The 17,531-nt window shown below is 33.4% G+C and carries 11 protein-coding genes; 7 read left to right on the top strand and 4 right to left on the bottom strand.

Annotated elements, in window-relative coordinates:
* The first annotated feature begins 3 nt into the window (after positions 1–3).
* The 5 genes from F8162_RS08970 (at position 4) to F8162_RS08950 (ending at position 7,139) form a co-directional block, all read left to right on the top strand.
* On the top strand, positions 4–435 hold the full coding sequence (locus F8162_RS08970; protein ID WP_016086647.1) for a RicAFT regulatory complex protein RicA family protein: 432 nt from the start codon (positions 4–6) through the stop codon (positions 433–435).
* Positions 436–560: 125 nt separating this feature from the next.
* A complete protein-coding gene (gene cotE, locus F8162_RS08965) occupies positions 561–1,103 on the top strand; it encodes an outer spore coat protein CotE (protein WP_001288802.1) in 543 nt (180 codons plus the stop codon).
* Positions 1,104–1,284: 181 nt separating this feature from the next.
* Positions 1,285–3,957, top strand: coding sequence for a DNA mismatch repair protein MutS (mutS, locus tag F8162_RS08960; protein WP_151632572.1), 2,673 nt, complete (start codon positions 1,285–1,287; stop codon positions 3,955–3,957).
* An 8-nt stretch (positions 3,958–3,965) separates the two neighbouring features.
* Positions 3,966–5,909 carry a DNA mismatch repair endonuclease MutL gene (gene mutL / locus F8162_RS08955; RefSeq protein ID WP_151632570.1) on the top strand — a complete coding sequence of 648 codons (1,944 nt, stop codon included), beginning with the start codon at positions 3,966–3,968 and terminating at the stop codon, positions 5,907–5,909.
* A 243-nt stretch (positions 5,910–6,152) separates the two neighbouring features.
* Entirely contained in the window at positions 6,153–7,139 is a 987-nt protein-coding gene (locus F8162_RS08950; protein ID WP_151632568.1) for a choloylglycine hydrolase family protein, read from the top strand.
* 438 nt (positions 7,140–7,577) lie between these two features.
* On the opposite strand, the gene F8162_RS08945 is transcribed toward F8162_RS08950, so the two are convergent.
* Positions 7,578–7,763, bottom strand: coding sequence for a hypothetical protein (locus F8162_RS08945; protein ID WP_151632566.1), 186 nt, complete (start codon positions 7,761–7,763; stop codon positions 7,578–7,580).
* A 558-nt stretch (positions 7,764–8,321) separates the two neighbouring features.
* Here F8162_RS08945 and F8162_RS08940 point away from each other — a divergent pair.
* The gene (locus F8162_RS08940; protein WP_151632564.1) at positions 8,322–11,105 is read left to right on the top strand and encodes a dynamin family protein; all 2,784 of its coding nucleotides are present in this window, start codon (positions 8,322–8,324) and stop codon (positions 11,103–11,105) included.
* A 250-nt stretch (positions 11,106–11,355) separates the two neighbouring features.
* Here the strand turns inward: F8162_RS08940 and F8162_RS08935 are convergent, their stop codons facing one another.
* The 3 genes from F8162_RS08935 to F8162_RS08920 form a co-directional block, all read right to left on the bottom strand.
* Entirely contained in the window at positions 11,356–13,275 is a 1,920-nt protein-coding gene (locus F8162_RS08935) for an LTA synthase family protein (RefSeq protein ID WP_151632562.1), read from the bottom strand.
* Between the two features lie 444 nt (positions 13,276–13,719).
* A complete protein-coding gene (locus F8162_RS08925) occupies positions 13,720–15,057 on the bottom strand; it encodes an NAD(P)/FAD-dependent oxidoreductase (protein ID WP_151632560.1) in 1,338 nt (445 codons plus the stop codon).
* 265 nt (positions 15,058–15,322) lie between these two features.
* Entirely contained in the window at positions 15,323–16,120 is a 798-nt protein-coding gene (locus F8162_RS08920; RefSeq protein WP_151632558.1) for a cell wall hydrolase, read from the bottom strand.
* A 334-nt stretch (positions 16,121–16,454) separates the two neighbouring features.
* Here F8162_RS08920 and plcA point away from each other — a divergent pair, with 334 nt between their 5' ends.
* Positions 16,455–17,444 (top strand): phosphatidylinositol diacylglycerol-lyase, encoded by a 990-nt coding sequence (gene plcA, locus F8162_RS08915; RefSeq protein ID WP_151632556.1) that lies wholly within the window; start codon positions 16,455–16,457, stop codon positions 17,442–17,444.
* The last annotated feature ends 87 nt before the right edge of the window (positions 17,445–17,531 follow it).

The following is a 17,531-nucleotide window of genomic DNA, read 5'->3' as shown; positions in this document are numbered from 1 at the left end:
TAGATGAAAGCATATTCGAAAGATGAAATTGTTGAACAAGCGAAAGAATTAGCAAAAATGATTTCTGAAACAGAAGAAGTTGATTTCTTTAAGAAAGCAGAGGCACAAATTCATAAAAATGAAAATGTAAAGCGCGCAATTGATGAAATTAAAGCACTGCAAAAACAAGCAGTAAACTTGCAGCATTACGGGAAATGGGAAGCTTTGAAAAAAGTAGAAGCTGAAATTGATGCATTACAAGATAAGTTGGATAGTATCCCAGTTGTGCAAGAATTTAAATCTTCACAAACATATGTAAATGACTTACTACAGCTAGTTGCAAGTACGATTTCTAACAACGTAACAGATGAAATATTAATTTCAACTAATGGCGATGTATTGAAGGGTGAAACGGGCGCAGCGGTAGAAAGTAAAAAAGGAAATTGTGGTTGTTAAAGAGATGTCGAATTGACATCTCTTTTTTTAGTGGGTTAAACGTAAGTTCTTCTCGAAAAAAGAATGACACATTCCGCTATTGTCACGCATATGATTAATTGAATAGTGATTGAGGAGGGTTACGAATGTCCGAATTTAGAGAGATTATTACAAAAGCAGTGGTTGGAAAAGGACGTAAGTATACAAAGTCAACGCATACATGTGAATCGAATAATGAGCCAACAAGTATTTTAGGGTGCTGGGTAATTAACCACTCGTACGAAGCAAGAAAGAATGGAAAGCATGTGGAAATTGAAGGTTTCTATGATGTGAACACTTGGTATTCATTTGATGGTAATACAAAGACAGAAGTTGTAACAGAGCGTGTGAACTACACTGATGAAGTGAGTATTGGGTATCGTGATAAAAACTTTTCTGGTGATGATTTAGAAATTATTGCTCGTGTCATTCAGCCACCAAATTGTTTAGAAGCTCTTGTATCACCAAATGGTAATAAAATTGTTGTAACTGTAGAACGTGAATTTGTAACAGAAGTAGTTGGGGAAACGAAAATTTGTGTAAGTGTAAATCCTGAAGGTTGCGTAGAATCAGACGAGGATTTCCAAGTCGATGATGATGAGTTTGAAGAATTAGATCCGAACTTTATCGTAGATGCAGAAGAAGAGTAATAGAAAGCTAGGGAGAAGTTCTTCCTAGCTTTTTACTTTACATAAGTGATGCTTGAATGAACATGATTCCTTATGAAATGTGCTATAATGAGGAAAGACTCCTGAAATAGGAGATATGGATGTCCGTGAAATGTGACATATATGAAAATTGATTACTATGTAAGAATTATGGAGGAAAAGTATGACGCAATATACCCCTATGATACAGCAATATTTAAAGGTTAAGGCAGACTATCAAGATGCCTTTTTATTTTTCCGATTAGGTGATTTTTATGAAATGTTCTTTGAAGATGCGGTTAAAGCAGCTCATGAACTTGAAATTACATTAACGAGCCGAGATGGTGGTAGTAGTGATCGTATACCGATGTGCGGTGTACCGCATCATGCAGCTAAAAATTATATTGAACAACTTGTTGAAAAAGGATATAAAGTAGCTGTTTGTGAGCAAGTGGAAGATCCAAAAACAGCTAAAGGTGTAGTGCGCCGTGAAGTCGTACAACTAATTACGCCAGGAACGATGATGGAAGGGCGTACTATTGATGAGAAAGAAAATAACTTCTTAGCAGCATTAACACATTTTGAAGATGGATCGTATGCTTTAGCTTGTAATGATCTAACGACTGGACAAAATACAGTAACGTTGTTAACAGGTTCAGTAGAAGATATTTTATTAGAAGTGTATGCAACTGGTTCAAAAGAAATTGTTGTAGATTCTACATTTTCAAAAGATGAATTAAATAAATTAACCGCAACATTAAAAATGACGATTTCGTATGAAGATGCAACAACGATTCCGGAAGGGTTAGAACATCTTGTGAAAAACGTTTCGCAAGCAAAGTTAATTAAAGCGGTTGGACGCTTATTTAACTATGTGATAAGAACGCAAAAACGTTCGTTAGACCATTTACAACCAGTGGAAATTTATTATACGAATCAATTTATGAAAATTGATGTGCATTCAAAGCGAAATTTAGAGCTGACAGAAACACTGCGAACGAAAGAAAAAACAGGATCATTATTATGGCTATTAGATAAAACGAAAACAGCTATGGGTGGTCGTATGTTAAAACAGTGGATGGAACGTCCACTGATCCAAAAAGAAAAAGTAGAAGAGCGTTTAGAAATGGTTGAAACATTTGTAAATGATTACTTCTTACGTGAAGATTTAAAAGAAAAATTAAAAGAAGTATATGATTTAGAACGTTTAGCAGGGAAAGTTGCATTTGGTAATGTAAATGCACGGGACTTATTACAGTTAAGACGATCTTTACTTCAAGTACCAGCTATTTTAGAAGCGATTAGTCTGTTAGATAATGCTTATGCAGCAAGGTTAATTCAAGGTGCGGATCCATGTGAGAGCTTAACTGAATTACTAGGAAGAAGTATTCAAGAAAACCCACCGCTTTCTATTAAAGATGGAGATATTATTAAAGACGGTTATAATGACAAGCTTGATCAATATCGTTACGTTAGTAAAAACGGGAAAACGTGGATTGCTGAGCTTGAAAAACGAGAGCGCGATATTACAGGAGTTAAATCGTTAAAAATCGGGTACAACCGTATTTTCGGCTACTACATTGAAGTGACGAAGGCGAATCTTGCAGCACTTCCAGAAGGGCGCTATGAGCGAAAACAAACGCTTGCGAATGCTGAACGTTTCATAACAGATGAATTAAAAGAAAAAGAAACATTAATCTTAGAAGCAGAAGAAAAAATTGTACAATTAGAATACGATTTATTTACAGCACTTCGCGAAGAAGTCAAAGTATTCATTCCGAAATTACAGCATTTAGCGAAAGTAATTAGTGAACTAGACGTACTGCAAAGTTTTGCGACAGTTAGTGAAGAAGAACAGTTTGTAAAACCTGTTTTAACAACGAAGCGCGAAATCTTTATTAAAGATGGTCGTCATCCTGTCGTTGAAAAAGTATTGAACGGGAAATTGTATGTACCGAATGATTGTATTATGCCGGAGAAGATGGATGTCTTTTTAATTACAGGACCGAACATGTCTGGTAAAAGTACGTATATGAGACAATTAGCACTTGTAACTGTTATGTCGCAAATCGGTTGTTTCGTACCAGCAACAGAAGCGGTATTACCTGTATTCGATCAAATCTTTACGAGAATTGGTGCAGCGGATGATTTAATTTCGGGTCAAAGTACATTTATGGTCGAAATGTTAGAAGCGAAAAATGCAATTGCAAATGCATCAGAAAGAAGTTTAATTTTATTCGATGAAATTGGACGCGGTACATCTACGTATGATGGTATGGCACTTGCACAAGCAATCATTGAACATATTCATGACCAAATTGGTGCGAAAACGTTATTCTCTACGCATTATCATGAATTGACGGTACTAGAAGAAAGTTTAGGGCAATTGAAGAATGTACATGTTTCAGCTATTGAAGAGAACGGAAAAGTAGTATTCCTTCATAAAATTCAAGATGGAGCAGCTGATAAAAGTTACGGAATTCACGTTGCGCAACTTGCGGAGCTTCCAGATAGCTTAATCGCTCGTGCGAAAGAAGTGTTAGCGCAACTAGAAGGACAAGAAGAAATTATTATTCCAAAGCGTACAGAAGTGAAAGTACAAGAAGTGGCTCCAGAACCATCTGTTGTAAAAGAAGAACCAGCAGAAATACAAGAGACGAAAGTAGAGACTGAGGAAGAATCGCAATTATCATTCTTTGGTGGAGAACAGTCTTCGAAAAAACAAGACAAGTCAGTTCTAGATGCAAAAGAAACGGCAGTACTTGCGCAAATTAAAAAAATTGATTTACTGGATATGACACCTTTAGAGGCGATGAACGAACTGTATCGCTTGCAGAAAAAGTTAAAGAAAGGATGAGTAAGTAGATGGGGAAAATTCGCAAACTCGATGATCAACTCTCTAACTTAATTGCGGCAGGGGAAGTAGTAGAGCGCCCTGCCTCAGTCGTAAAAGAACTTGTGGAAAATTCTATCGATGCGAATAGTACATCTATTGAAATCCACTTAGAAGAAGCTGGTTTATCAAAAATTCGCATCATTGATAATGGAGATGGCATTGCAGAAGAAGATTGTATCGTCGCTTTTGAACGACATGCAACGAGTAAAATTAAAGATGAAAACGATCTGTTCCGCATAAGAACACTCGGTTTCCGCGGTGAGGCATTGCCGAGTATTGCCTCAGTTAGTGAATTAAAATTAATCACTAGCACAGGTGATGCGCCTGGTACGCACCTTATGATTAAAGGTGGAGACATTATAAAGCAGGAGAAAACAGCGAGCCGAAAAGGAACAGATATTACAGTACAAAACTTATTCTTTAATACACCAGCGCGTCTTAAATATATGAAAACCATTCATACAGAGCTTGGGAATATTACAGATATCGTGTATCGTATTGCAATGTCACATCCAGAAGTATCGTTAAAGTTGTTTCATAATGAAAAGAAATTACTTCATACATCTGGAAATGGTGATGTGAGACAAGTACTTGCATCGATTTATAGCATTCAAGTTGCGAAGAAGCTTGTTCCAATTGAAGCTGAATCTTTAGATTTCACAATTAAAGGTTATGTAACATTACCAGAAGTAACGAGAGCATCTCGTAATTATATGTCAACGATCGTAAATGGTCGTTACGTTCGAAATTTCGTATTAATGAAAGCCATTCAGCAAGGATACCATACATTATTGCCAGTTGGACGATACCCAATCGGCTTCTTATCAATTGAAATGGATCCAATGCTTGTTGACGTTAACGTACATCCAGCGAAATTAGAAGTTCGTTTTAGTAAAGAGCAAGAATTGCTAAAGCTTATCGAAGAAACATTGCAAGCAGCATTTAAAAAAATACAGCTCATCCCAGATGCGGGTGTAACAACGAAGAAAAAAGAAAAAGATGAAAGTGTGCAAGAACAATTCCAGTTTGAGCATGCGAAGCCGAAAGAGCCATCTATGCCAGACATTATTTTACCGACAGGTATGGATGAAAAACAAGAAGAACCACTGGCTGTGAAACAGCCAGCACAACTGTGGCAACCGCCGAAACAAGAATGGCAACCACCACAGTCGCTCGTACGAGAAGAACAAAGTTGGCAGCCATCTACTAAACCGATAATGGAAGAACCAATTCAAAAAGAGAAATCGTGGAACAGTAACGATGAAGACTTTGAATTAGAGGAATTGGAAGAAGAAGTTCAAGAAATAGAAGAGATTGAGATGAACGGTAATGACTTACCACCACTTTATCCAATTGGACAAATGCATGGAACATATATTTTTGCTCAAAATGATAAAGGCTTATATATGATTGACCAGCATGCAGCGCAGGAACGTATTAATTATGAATACTTCCGGGATAAAGTAGGAAGGGTAGCGCAAGAAGTACAAGAACTACTTGTGCCATACCGTATTGACCTATCTCTTACTGAATTTTTACGTGTCGAAGAGCAACTAGAAGAACTGAAAAAAGTTGGACTATTCTTGGAGCAATTCGGTCATCAATCCTTTATTGTCCGCTCACATCCAACGTGGTTCCCGAAAGGGCAAGAAACAGAAATTATCGACGAAATGATGGAACAAGTCGTCAAACTAAAAAAAGTTGATATTAAAAAGTTACGTGAAGAAGCAGCTATCATGATGAGCTGTAAAGCATCGATTAAAGCGAATCAATATTTAACGAACGATCAAATATTTGCTTTACTGGAAGAACTACGTACAACAACAAATCCATACACATGCCCGCACGGAAGACCAATTCTTGTGCATCATTCTACTTATGAGCTTGAGAAGATGTTTAAGAGGGTTATGTAGGGATACTGTTCATAGAGAAAAATGGTCTCTGGTTATTTTAATAAAATATAGAGAGAAATAAAAAGGAGCGATAGTAACAAGTCGCTCCTTTTTCATATAATTCTTTTGCAACTATAAACTAGAGATAACCTATTTGTAATATATATGTGCTTTCTCAATTTTTTGTAAGAAAGAGGTTTTTAATTTACAGATTTATTAGAATTATGTAAAGTGTAGATAAAACCATAAAATGGGGTGTACTTTATGTGTACTAGTTTGACATTACAGACAAAAAACGGTCAGCACCTTTTTGCAAGAACGATGGACTTCACATTAGATATGAATCAAGAAGTAATAATCATTCCTCGACATTACCAGTGGAATAATATAACTGGTGAAATCATTAATACGAAACATGCTACGGTCGGAATGGGGATTAATCATCAAGGAAGGATTATTATGGCGGACGGAGTAAATGAAGCAGGTATGACATGTGCAACACTCTATTTTCCAGGATTCGCTACTTATAGTCAAAGCATAGATGACAACAAAACGAATTTGGCTCCATTTGATTTTGTAACTTGGAGTCTGACACAATTCAATTCTGTCAAAGAGTTAAAGAAATCTGTAGATAGCCTTACCTTTTTGGATATACCATTACCGGATTTAGGACTTACGCCACCACTACATTGGATTTTAGCGGATAAATGGGGAGATTGCATTGTACTGGAGCCGACAAGTGAAGGATTAAAATTATATGATAACCCACTAGGAGTGATGACGAATAGTCCGGATTTTAATTGGCATTTGCAAAATTTAAGACAATATATTGGCCTTAAATCGCAGCCATTCGCGCCAACTGAGTGGAGTAACTTACCATTAAGTGCTTTTGGTCAGGGGTCAGGCTCAATGGGACTTCCAGGGGATTTCACCCCGCCATCAAGATTTGTGCGGGCAGCATATGGTAAACAAAACATTCAAGGTATAGATAGTGAAGAAGAGGGAGTATCGGCCCTATTTCATATTTTATCAAATTGCGAGGTTCCTAAAGGTGGAGTAATAACAGAAGAAGGTGCATTAGATAATACCATTTATACAAGCGTAATGTGTATGGAGTCCGGAACATATTATTATCATACTTACGATTGTAGACAAATTATAGCCATTCATTTATTTCATGAAAATTTAGATACAGATGAGATTAAAGCCTATCCGTTTCAGCGGAAACAAAAAATATTTTATGAAAACTAAGTTGCTTTGAAACAACGTTTGGTAAATTTTTAAATATGTATAATAGAGCAATAATGGCTTATAAAAAGTAGGGGGCGGAAGGGATATAATTGATAATCTAATAAGTAACCCGAATAAATATCCCTTAAGAAAAAATAGACGCAAAATATTCAAGGTTATTATATAAATTCAATCCAATGACTTCTAGGAGGTCCATTAAAGTGCTACTAGGTAAAATAAACATGGATGTACTTTATTTATGAATAGTAAAGAACAAAAAAGGTGTGGAAAATATCCATACCTTTTTTGTTCTTCTATTATCTATGTATAAAAAAGCGCCGTATATCAGCACTTTTTAAAAGTACACGAGTTGTATAAGAAAGATTTATATATTACCTATAACTATGCAAAGTCTAATATAGATTCTTATTTGATTAATTGTTATAAGGGTCTATAAGGTTATTTATTTTTATTATTATTAATTTTTTCCGTATATAACACCTGTTCTTTATAGTGTTTTTTTATTGGGAAAGTATGTGTACCAGAGCCGTTTTTGAAGTTTTTATTGATGGGATTTTTTAGCGGAATTGTTGTAGTTTCAGTAAATTCATATGGGTAGTTTATTTTAGGTTTATCTTCAAACATGAAAATGCCTCCTTTTAGGATTTCCTGAATTCTTTACTATAACATGATATGCATATAGAATTTTTTTGGACTAGTTATTTATATAGGTTAGAACAATTTAATTACATAACTACTGAAATATTTTAAAGGAAAATAATTTGAGAAAGATAGTGTATGAATAGCTGTTGAGTAGTATTGTTGTTTTTTAGTTATTGTGATGTATTGGTATATAGGTCATCTAACAACGATTATGTGTTTTTTTGTTTGTCAGTGAAGTTAGGGGTGTATATATATTCGTTATAGATTGTTTTTATAATGTAATTTATATAGGTTTTTCCTGATAATATAATGCAGGAGATTATAGTGTTATTAGGTTATTAGGAACATTTAATGCTGTTGCATAACTGAAAGGGAATTGAAAAAAAACTGAAACTTTTCTCATAAAAATTCAATCTAACTTGAAAAATGAAAGGAAAATGAAATTTTCCAAAAGATATTCTTTGTTAAGATAAAAAGCATACATACAAAAAGTATTGACATATCTTAAAAATGTATTTTCAAGATATAGTGGGGGAAAAGATGAGAGTAGAAAAACAATTAATAAAAAAGATGTATTATGAAACATTCCTAATGGAGAATGAAACAAAACCAGCTCTTGACGTACTTGGAGAAGCTTATGTAAACGAAGAAAGAAATGAGATTTCTGATGGATCTTACATTCGTTTTGCACAAGGTGAATTTTATTATCGCCATCAAGATTTTGAAGCAGCTATTTTTAAATGGGAGAAAGTTAGTAATGAATTAGCACCATGGGCACAAAAAAATATTGCGGATGCTTATTTCGAGCTTAATCAATTACCAGTTGCTGAAAATGTTTATACTTCTATTGCTACTGATAATATAATATTGATGACCGAAATTAGACTACAATTACTTTCTCTTTACATAGAGCAAAATAATTTTGACTCAGCTTTTGCTGTTATTAAAGAAGCAGTTTCTTTAAATCCGGATTATCCAAATGTCACAAAAATTGCCCGTTCCTTTTATGAGGAGCAGCAAGATTTTGATAGTGCAGTAGAGCTTGCTGTAAATGAGTTAATTCGAACAGAATCTTATCCGTGGTTTGAGGTTTTAAAAGGATATATCGATAAAGGATTTACTAGACATATTTCACCAGATTATTTTTACGAAGTATTAGTTACGTTAAATAATGTAGATCAAGTGCAATTTACACAAATTGTTTCATCACTTTGGAATAGTTATAAAAATGAACAAAATTACTTATTATGGCTTAACACAATAAATGAATTTTTCTTACATATTGAAATACATTCGTCCGATATATGGGACAAAATTTCTTCTCTTTACGAAGGAACGTACTTTGAATTAATTCAAGGTCAATATATGCTTAAACAATTGCACGATATTATTCCAAACTTGTTAACAAATTGGTTAAAGGTAGTCAATCCATCTTATGCTGTATTTCCATCAGCAGCTGTATTGGCGTGGGATGAGATTTTCCCTTCTAAAATAGATTCAGCAAATATAAAACATGCTGAAAACCTGTTGTTATACTCCATTAATCATGTGAATGGCTTAGAGTATAGTTTACATCTTTTTGAATCTATTACACAGTGGGCACAAAAGCATAATATAGAAATGGGTCACCGATTTAGATGGTTAGTTGGCGAGCTCGCAGATTTAAGCACAAATCGCATTTTAGTAACGGGAACTTCAGGGAACGGAAAAACTACATTTATTAATTCTATATTAGGAGAAAATATAGTAGAAAAATCAACTTCAAATGTAGTAGTTTTAAAAAATGATGCTCATACAGAAATTAACGCCATAACAGACTCTGCAATTACAACAACGGAAGATATCTCTGATTACCATAATATGATGTCTCAACACCATCAAACATATAGAGATAGAGCATGTGTCGAATTTAAATTACCATGCAGATTTTTAAGTGAAAATAAACTTACATTTGTAGTTACACCTGGCTTTAATAGGAATAACGATGCTAGGGATGAAATATTTGAATATTTAAATTCTGTAGACGAATTACTATTCGTATTGAATGCGGATTCACCTTTTACTGACAAAGAACGTGACATTCTATTAAGCATTCAAGAACATACACCAAATTTACAAATTCATTTCTTATTAAATAAAATCGATAATATTTACAGTGAAGCAGAAGTGAAAAGAGTATTATATGATACGCAAGCGAGAATAAACACATATTTCCCGCAAGCGAGAATTTCCCCTTACTCTTCGTTATATACAAGTAATCACCAATTAAATGAGTTAAATGAGTTTATTCATTTTAACTTTAATCATAAAAATATCGATGCAGAACGTACTGAAAAGCTATTGTTTTTCATTCGAAAAACAATTACATATCTGTTGGATAAACGCGTTGAGAAAGAAAATAATTTAGTGGATGCGATTAATTGGAATGAAGATATGCTAGTGAAACTAAACGGTAGCATTAATAATCTTACTGCTTTTGAGAAGGAAAAAATTCATATCATTACACAGTCATATCGCACAATGAAAAGGGAAATTACGAACGATCTTACTGAAAATATTCCGAAGATATTACAGAGTTGTTCGGATTTAATTAGTGAAGAAAGCGATTTCGGGCACATGGATACGGAACTAAATAAAGCAATGAATGAGAGGGTGCATAAATACTTAGAACAAACGGTATTACCTAAACTTGCTCTTTCTATGCAAAATTGGATTGCAACTTCTAATAATGAGCTCCTTCAAAGTCAATCATACCTAGAAGAACTTAGTGAAGGACTTAATTCTTTATTTGGAGAAAATCGAATACAGTTAGCATGTGATTTTAAAGTGCTTGATGATTGGCGCAGAGATACGGATAGAATGACGACTAGAATACAAATGGATGAAGTAAATATTTTACGTCGATTTACGCCAGCACAATTTTTACTGAAAAGTGCCGGTAAATTATTTGGAGTTCTTCCTAAAAACAAAGGTATGCTATATAACAAATATAAACAGTATGTAGAAAATGAAGATTATACCGAGGTAACAGCTTCTATTATGAAGAAATTTTTCTTGCAATTTGAGCTATTTGAAAACACGCAAGAGAGGGATATTCATATATTCTTTAGGAATCCATTTAACTCCTTGAAACAAGCTGTAGAACACACTCATTTAGAAATACAAGAAAAACAAGAGATGTTACATAAAATGAAATCAAATCCTGAAGTCTACCATGATTCTATCATGCTCTTTGAATTGAGATTACGTCAATGTGAAGTAATTTTAAATATAGGTGATGATCATACCTATACAGATGTAACTTTAGAAGCAAGCGTAGAATAAAAGTAAAATATATGAGGTTTTTATCCCACTTTAATGGGCAGTAAGACCCCCACCTCAAAATTCAGCGAAAGCAAAGAAGTTAGGTGGGGGATCAACTGCCCATTAAAGTCCGATTGGTTCAACTAATAATCAGTGGGGGATGAAGAAAACCCCCACTGATTAAAGTTTCACTTTATATGACATTGCATCATATGTTATAAGAGAGTAAAAGGGAGCAACTGTAATGAGTTGCTCCCTTTTCATATTTACATTATTTTTCAGTCTCTTTAATTTTAGTTTGTACTTCGCCAGTTTTCATTTTATTACTTTCTGAGAAACGTAATAAATCGCCTTCGATGATTTTGTCAGACATCCGTAATTCATTTTGTGCACGGTTAATGAGTGCTTGTGCTTCTTTTTTTGGTAAATCTACAATTTCACCTGTTATGCGGTCATAGAAAGTATTGTTTGTGTATGCATACTTGTCTGTAATAAAGCTACCATCACGTAAAACGACAAAACCGGTATATTCATCTGAAAACATATCATGGCCAAAACGAATATCGTTCGTAGTATCAATCCCAAGTAAATTTAGAATAGTAGGTTTCATATCGATTTGTCCCGTAGGCTTTGAAATCGTTTGACCTTCTGTTTGACCAGGCATATGAATATATAAAGGTGTGCGTTGTAAATTTAAAGTATCAAATTCTGTTATTTGATCTTTTTCTAAAAACTGTGCCATTGCACGATTATGTTTTTCAGAAATACCATAATGATCACCGTATAACACAATAATAGAATCATCATACATTCCCTCGGCTTTTAAACGCTCAATAAATTTTTTAATGGATTCGTCTAAGTAACGTGCTGTTACGATATAACGATCAAATACGCCATTACCAGAGTTATATGGTTCAATGAATTTTGTATCTTCATCATACGTAAATGGATAATGGTTCGTTAAAGTAAGGAAACGAGCGTAAAATGGTTGGTCAACAGTTTTTAATATATCTACTGATTGATCAAAGTATTCGATATCTTTTAATCCCCAATTTAAATTTGTTTCGGGCGTAATTTTGTAATCAAGTTCGTTATAGTAACGATCATAACCGAGAGCAGAGTACATGATATTGCGATTCCAAAATGTTGCATTATTCGCATGGAATACAGAAGTGAAATAACCTTGCTGACGTAAAATTTCTGGAGTCGCAGTATAATCATTGTTACCGTGCGTGAAAAATACAGCTCCTCGATTTAATGGATACAACGAAGTATCGATTAGAAATTCAGAATCGGATGTTTTTCCTTGCCCAGTTTGGTGGAAAAAGTTATCGAAGTAATAGCTTTCATTTATAAATTCATTCAAGAATGGTGTAACTTCTTGACCGTTAACTGATGCGCCTATTAAGAAGGTTTGCAGGGATTCAAGAGTGACAACAATTACGTTTTTTCTTTTCGCTGCACCAAACATGTTAGGATTTGGCTCACTTTGGTTTGCCTTTACGTAGTTTTCAGTTTCTTGTAATTTACTACTATCTGCAAGTGCTTTTTGTGATTCGGCTTTTACTTGTAGTGTTAAATCATATACTTGATGAGTGTATAGTCCTAAATTTTTAACAAGCATGACTCGGTCGAATGATCTCGTTAATAGTTCAGGTCGTTCTTTTTCTGCAAGATGTAGATTTGCAAAAAATATTCCAATCGTTAAGAGAAAATATACGAAGCGTGCCGGATGAGTTACACGTCCTGTTTGGAAGACTAGTGCCTTCTTCTTTAACAAAATAAAGAAGAAAATAATGTCTACGAAAGCGAGTATAATTTTATAGTTCAATATTTCTATAATACTGCCGCCTAATTGACCGAAGTTTGATGTTTGCCCAAGTACTGGTAACGTAACGAAATCGCTATAAAAATCATAGAACATTACATTTCCAACGAGTACGATTGTTAATAAGAAATTAATACATAGCGCTATATAATTTCGCTTTTCACCGGTTGCAAATAATGCTAATCCGACAAAAGCTAATGATGTAGCAAGAGGGCTAATAAATAAAATAAGCTCTTGTGTAGAAGACTCAATTTTTAAATCAAAACTAAATCTTGTGATAAGATATGTTTTTAACCATACTGCTAAAGCAATTATTAAAACGAAGCTTATATTTTGCATTTGTAAATTGATTTTATTTTTCATTTTTACACCTTCTTTATACATTTTATTTAACCTGTATTACATATTATGTTTTTATAACTATTAGAGTATAATGAGCCATTTAGCTTATGTTTTACTAATGGTAATAATATGAAGTATTCATATACGTACAATGGGGAATTTTAAAGTGTAAATCTATTTTTTGAAATAGAATAGAAAAAGTCATAGTTGTAGTAAAAAATACTTATAGACATCCTAACATATTAAACACTATGATGATGTTACAAAATATCGAACAAATGAAAGTGGAAATGAATAGAGGCTTTTAAAACTATTGACATTCAATTTGTTAGAATTGAATGTCAATAGTTGCACATATATGGTTTTGTTAAATATGTATCTCATAAAACCGCGATCCTTTGCGGGAGAATAGTAAGCTATTACTATGGAATTTAAAATATTTGCTTGCAATCGTAATGAAGGAAATTAAATATGAGATAAATATTTTCCAACATACAACCCACTTGCAGCAGCTTGAGATAAGGAATGAGTGACGCCGGAACAATCCCCAACTAAAAATAGCCCATTTACACTTGTTTCAAAATGGTTATTGATTTTTATCGTAGGAGCATAGAACTTTCCGTCAATTCCATATAATAAAGTATCTGTATCGATCGGTTCCTGGATGAATTGTTCTAATCGTAATAAAAATTCTTTAAGTCCTTCAATATATAATGGAGAGATTTCTGTATTCAAATCTCCATAATCTCCTTTTAGTGTAGGTTGTATACGGTTATGTTTCATGTCATTCGCTGTTGTAGGCTGTTTATTTAGTAAGTCCTCTAAGCGCTGTATAACAATCCGATCTCGTCCTTGGTTAATGTTTTTTATAATTGAACTTGCGTATACATTTGCTTCTTTGAGAGTTGAAAAATAGCGCGGAATAAATAAAGTGAAATTTAAGTTAGGTGTGCCAGTTCCTTTCTCTCGAAAATTTTGACCGTCAGGCATAACTAAACCTTCTTCGTACTTTCTAATAATACGTCCCTTTGGATTCATACAGTACGTAGTTGCAGTGAAGTGTTCATGCTCATAAGAAAGTTTTGTCTCAAATGTATCTTTTAATATAGAGCGTAATTGGTGTTCTTTCATCTCTACTCGAATACCTAAATCTACACGAGTTTGTTCTTGAGAAATATTGAGAGAAGTGCACATTTCTTTTAACCAATCAGCTCCGGAACGCCCAGTTGCAAATACTAGTTGCTTAGATTGAATCGTTCCTTCAGTTGTCTCTATTGTAAAATGATCTTTCTGTTTCATAATATGATGTACATCTATATGAAATTGTATATTTATTTTCGTAAGTAAAAATTCGTAGAGCCGCTGAAAAATGTTGCTTGAAAGGGTAGTACCAAGATGCCGTACTTCTGTTGTTAGCATTTGTAAACCACACGCTTCAGCTCTTTTATTGAGAGTTAGATTTTCTGTAGAATATTTCGAAACAGAATTTCCTCCGAACTGACATAGAATTTCATCTACTTCAGTCATGAGTTGTATAAAGCCCTCTTTACCGACTTTTTGCTCAAGTTCTCCGCCAAATCCGTTTGTATAATTAAATTTTCCTTCAGATTTTCCTAAACCGCCAAATCCGAAATATTTATCACATGTAGTACAAGTACATGCTTTTCCTTCGTCTAAAGGACAATGGCGATCTTCTAGTGCTTTACCTTTATCAAGAATTAAAACCTTTTTGTTACTTTTAGCTAGTGAATAAGCCATAAAAATGCTACTTACTCCAGCACCGATAATTGTAACATCATACATATTCTTTCACCTGCTAACGAATAGTTTGTTTTTATTTCTCTAGTGTATAACAATATTATGAAGTTAAGAAATAGCTTTTATTAATAAAGAGGGAGTTTTTGAACTTGATGCTTCTTTAATTTTTCGGAGTGATGGAGTAAATACAAATGTCTTTATTTAAAAGAAGAAATAGTTTTCAAAGATCACTATGTCATATGATAAATAAATTCTTACATATAAAAAAACAGACCTTTTAAGTGAAGAGGTCTGTTAATGATTTCAAATGTTATTTAGCGAAGACGTGGTTACCGATTACTGCTACTGTTTGACGTGTCGTAATCCATTTGTCTGTTGATGTTTTCGGATTATAGAAATAAAGCCAGTCAGAATGTATTCCCTTTGTGGAGATAGCCTCTTCTACTGCCATTTTTGCTTCTGGGCTTGCAGGATGATTAATTCTTCCATCTGTAACAGGAGTAAAGGCATAGCCGTGTTTAATAGGTTCATAAATAACACCGGTTATTGTATTTGGAAAACCTTTTGCGTTTACACGATTTAGTATAACTTTTGCTACAGCTACTTTACCTTTATAGGATTCGCCACCTGCTTCAGCGGTAACTAAGCGTGCCATTAAGTCTTTTTCTTTTTCTGAAATGCTTGAGTTAATTTTTAAATGTTGTCCTGTATAAAGGTTGTTTCCAATTTTATTGTTAATTTGTTTTATAGATTGAACGGTAACATTGTAACGCTTTGCTATCGTTTCTAATGAATCTCCCTGTTGTACTTGATAAATAATTTGTCCAGAAATGTTCGCAGGTCTGGCGTTTTGACGAACGGTGATTTCATTTGAGTTCGTGGACCACGGAATATGTAACTGCTCACCAATAAAAGTTTGATCGTTTCCTTTATTATTAGCCTGTTTAATGGATTGTATGGAAACTCCATATTGTTTACTAATGCCCCAAAGTGTATCATTCTTTTTTACTGTATGAATGGTAGATGCTTCAGCTGTGCCTTGATTACATACGAATGTAATTGCAGCTGCAGATAAAGGTATTATATGTTTTATTTTTAATAATTTCATTGTAAATCCTCCTAGAAAAAATTAAGGTGAAACGATTAAGTAATGTAGTTCAGAATGTCTATATGTAATATTTTAATGTAAGTATATTAGCACATATAAAATAAATAATCATTATAAGTTTCTTATTTATTTAGTGTAGAGTCCGAATATGAAATATTGCATACGAAAATACATTGAAGTTCCTTTGAATTTTGCTAATTTAATATATGTGAATGATTTTTTAACTTTACTTCTATGCAATATTTCATAATGATGAAATGTTATTTATTTTTTATGAACTAGATTATATTATATTCAATAAGTTTGATATAAAACAGAAAAAGGAGGAATAATAGTGAGCAATAATAATTTTATTTTGAAATTATTCATATGTAGTATGATATTTATCACATTTGTATTTGCTTTACATGATAAGCGAGTCGTTGCAGCTAGCCCTGTTAATGAGCTTGAAATTTGGTCAAAGTGGATGCAACCTATACCTGATAATATCCCATTAGCACGAATTTCAATTCCAGGAACACATGATAGCGGGACGTTCAAATTACAAAATCCAATAAAGCAAGTATGGGGAATGACGCAAGAATATGATTTTCGTTACCAAATGGATCATGGAGCTCGTATTTTTGATATAAGAGGACGTTTAACAGATGATAATACGATAGTCCTTCATCATGGACCATTATATCTTTATGTAACACTGCATGAATTCATAAACGAAGCGAAAAAATTTTTAAAAGATAACCCAAGTGAAACGATTATTATGTCTTTAAAAAAAGAGTATGAGGATATGAAAGGAGCAGAGGGTTCCTTTAGTAATACATTTGAAAAAAGTTATTTTGTTGATCCTATCTTTTTAAAAACAGAGGGAAATATAAAACTTGGAGATGCTCGTGGGAAAATTGTACTACTAAAAAGATATGATGGTAGTAATGAATCTGGAGGATATAATAATTTTTATTGGCCAGATAATGAGACGTTTACGACAACTGTAAATCAAAATATAAATGTAACAGTACAAGATAAATATAAAGTGGGCTATGATGAAAAGATAAAATCTATTAAAGATACGATACATGAAACGATGAACAATAGTGAGGATTTAAATCATCTATATATTAATTTTACAAGCTTGTCTTCTGGTGGTACAGCATGGAATAGTCCATATTACTACGCCTCTTATATAAACCCTGAAATTGCAAACCATATAAAACAAAAGAATCCTACAAGAGTAGGGTGGATCATTCAAGACTATATAAATGAAAATTGGTCACCATTGTTGTATCAAGAAGTTATAAGAGCGAATAAGTCACTTATAAAAGAATAAAAATGATGAGAGTAAGAAGCGATAAAATACGTCGCTTCTTTTTGTTTTCCAAAATCCAACATTAGATATCATACTTTCATGATAGAA

It is taken from the genome of Bacillus sp. CH140a_4T (assembly GCF_008923725.1).
Taxonomy (GTDB): Bacteria; Bacillota; Bacilli; order Bacillales; family Bacillaceae_G; genus Bacillus_A.
This window is presented reverse-complemented; position numbering and strand designations above follow the sequence as displayed.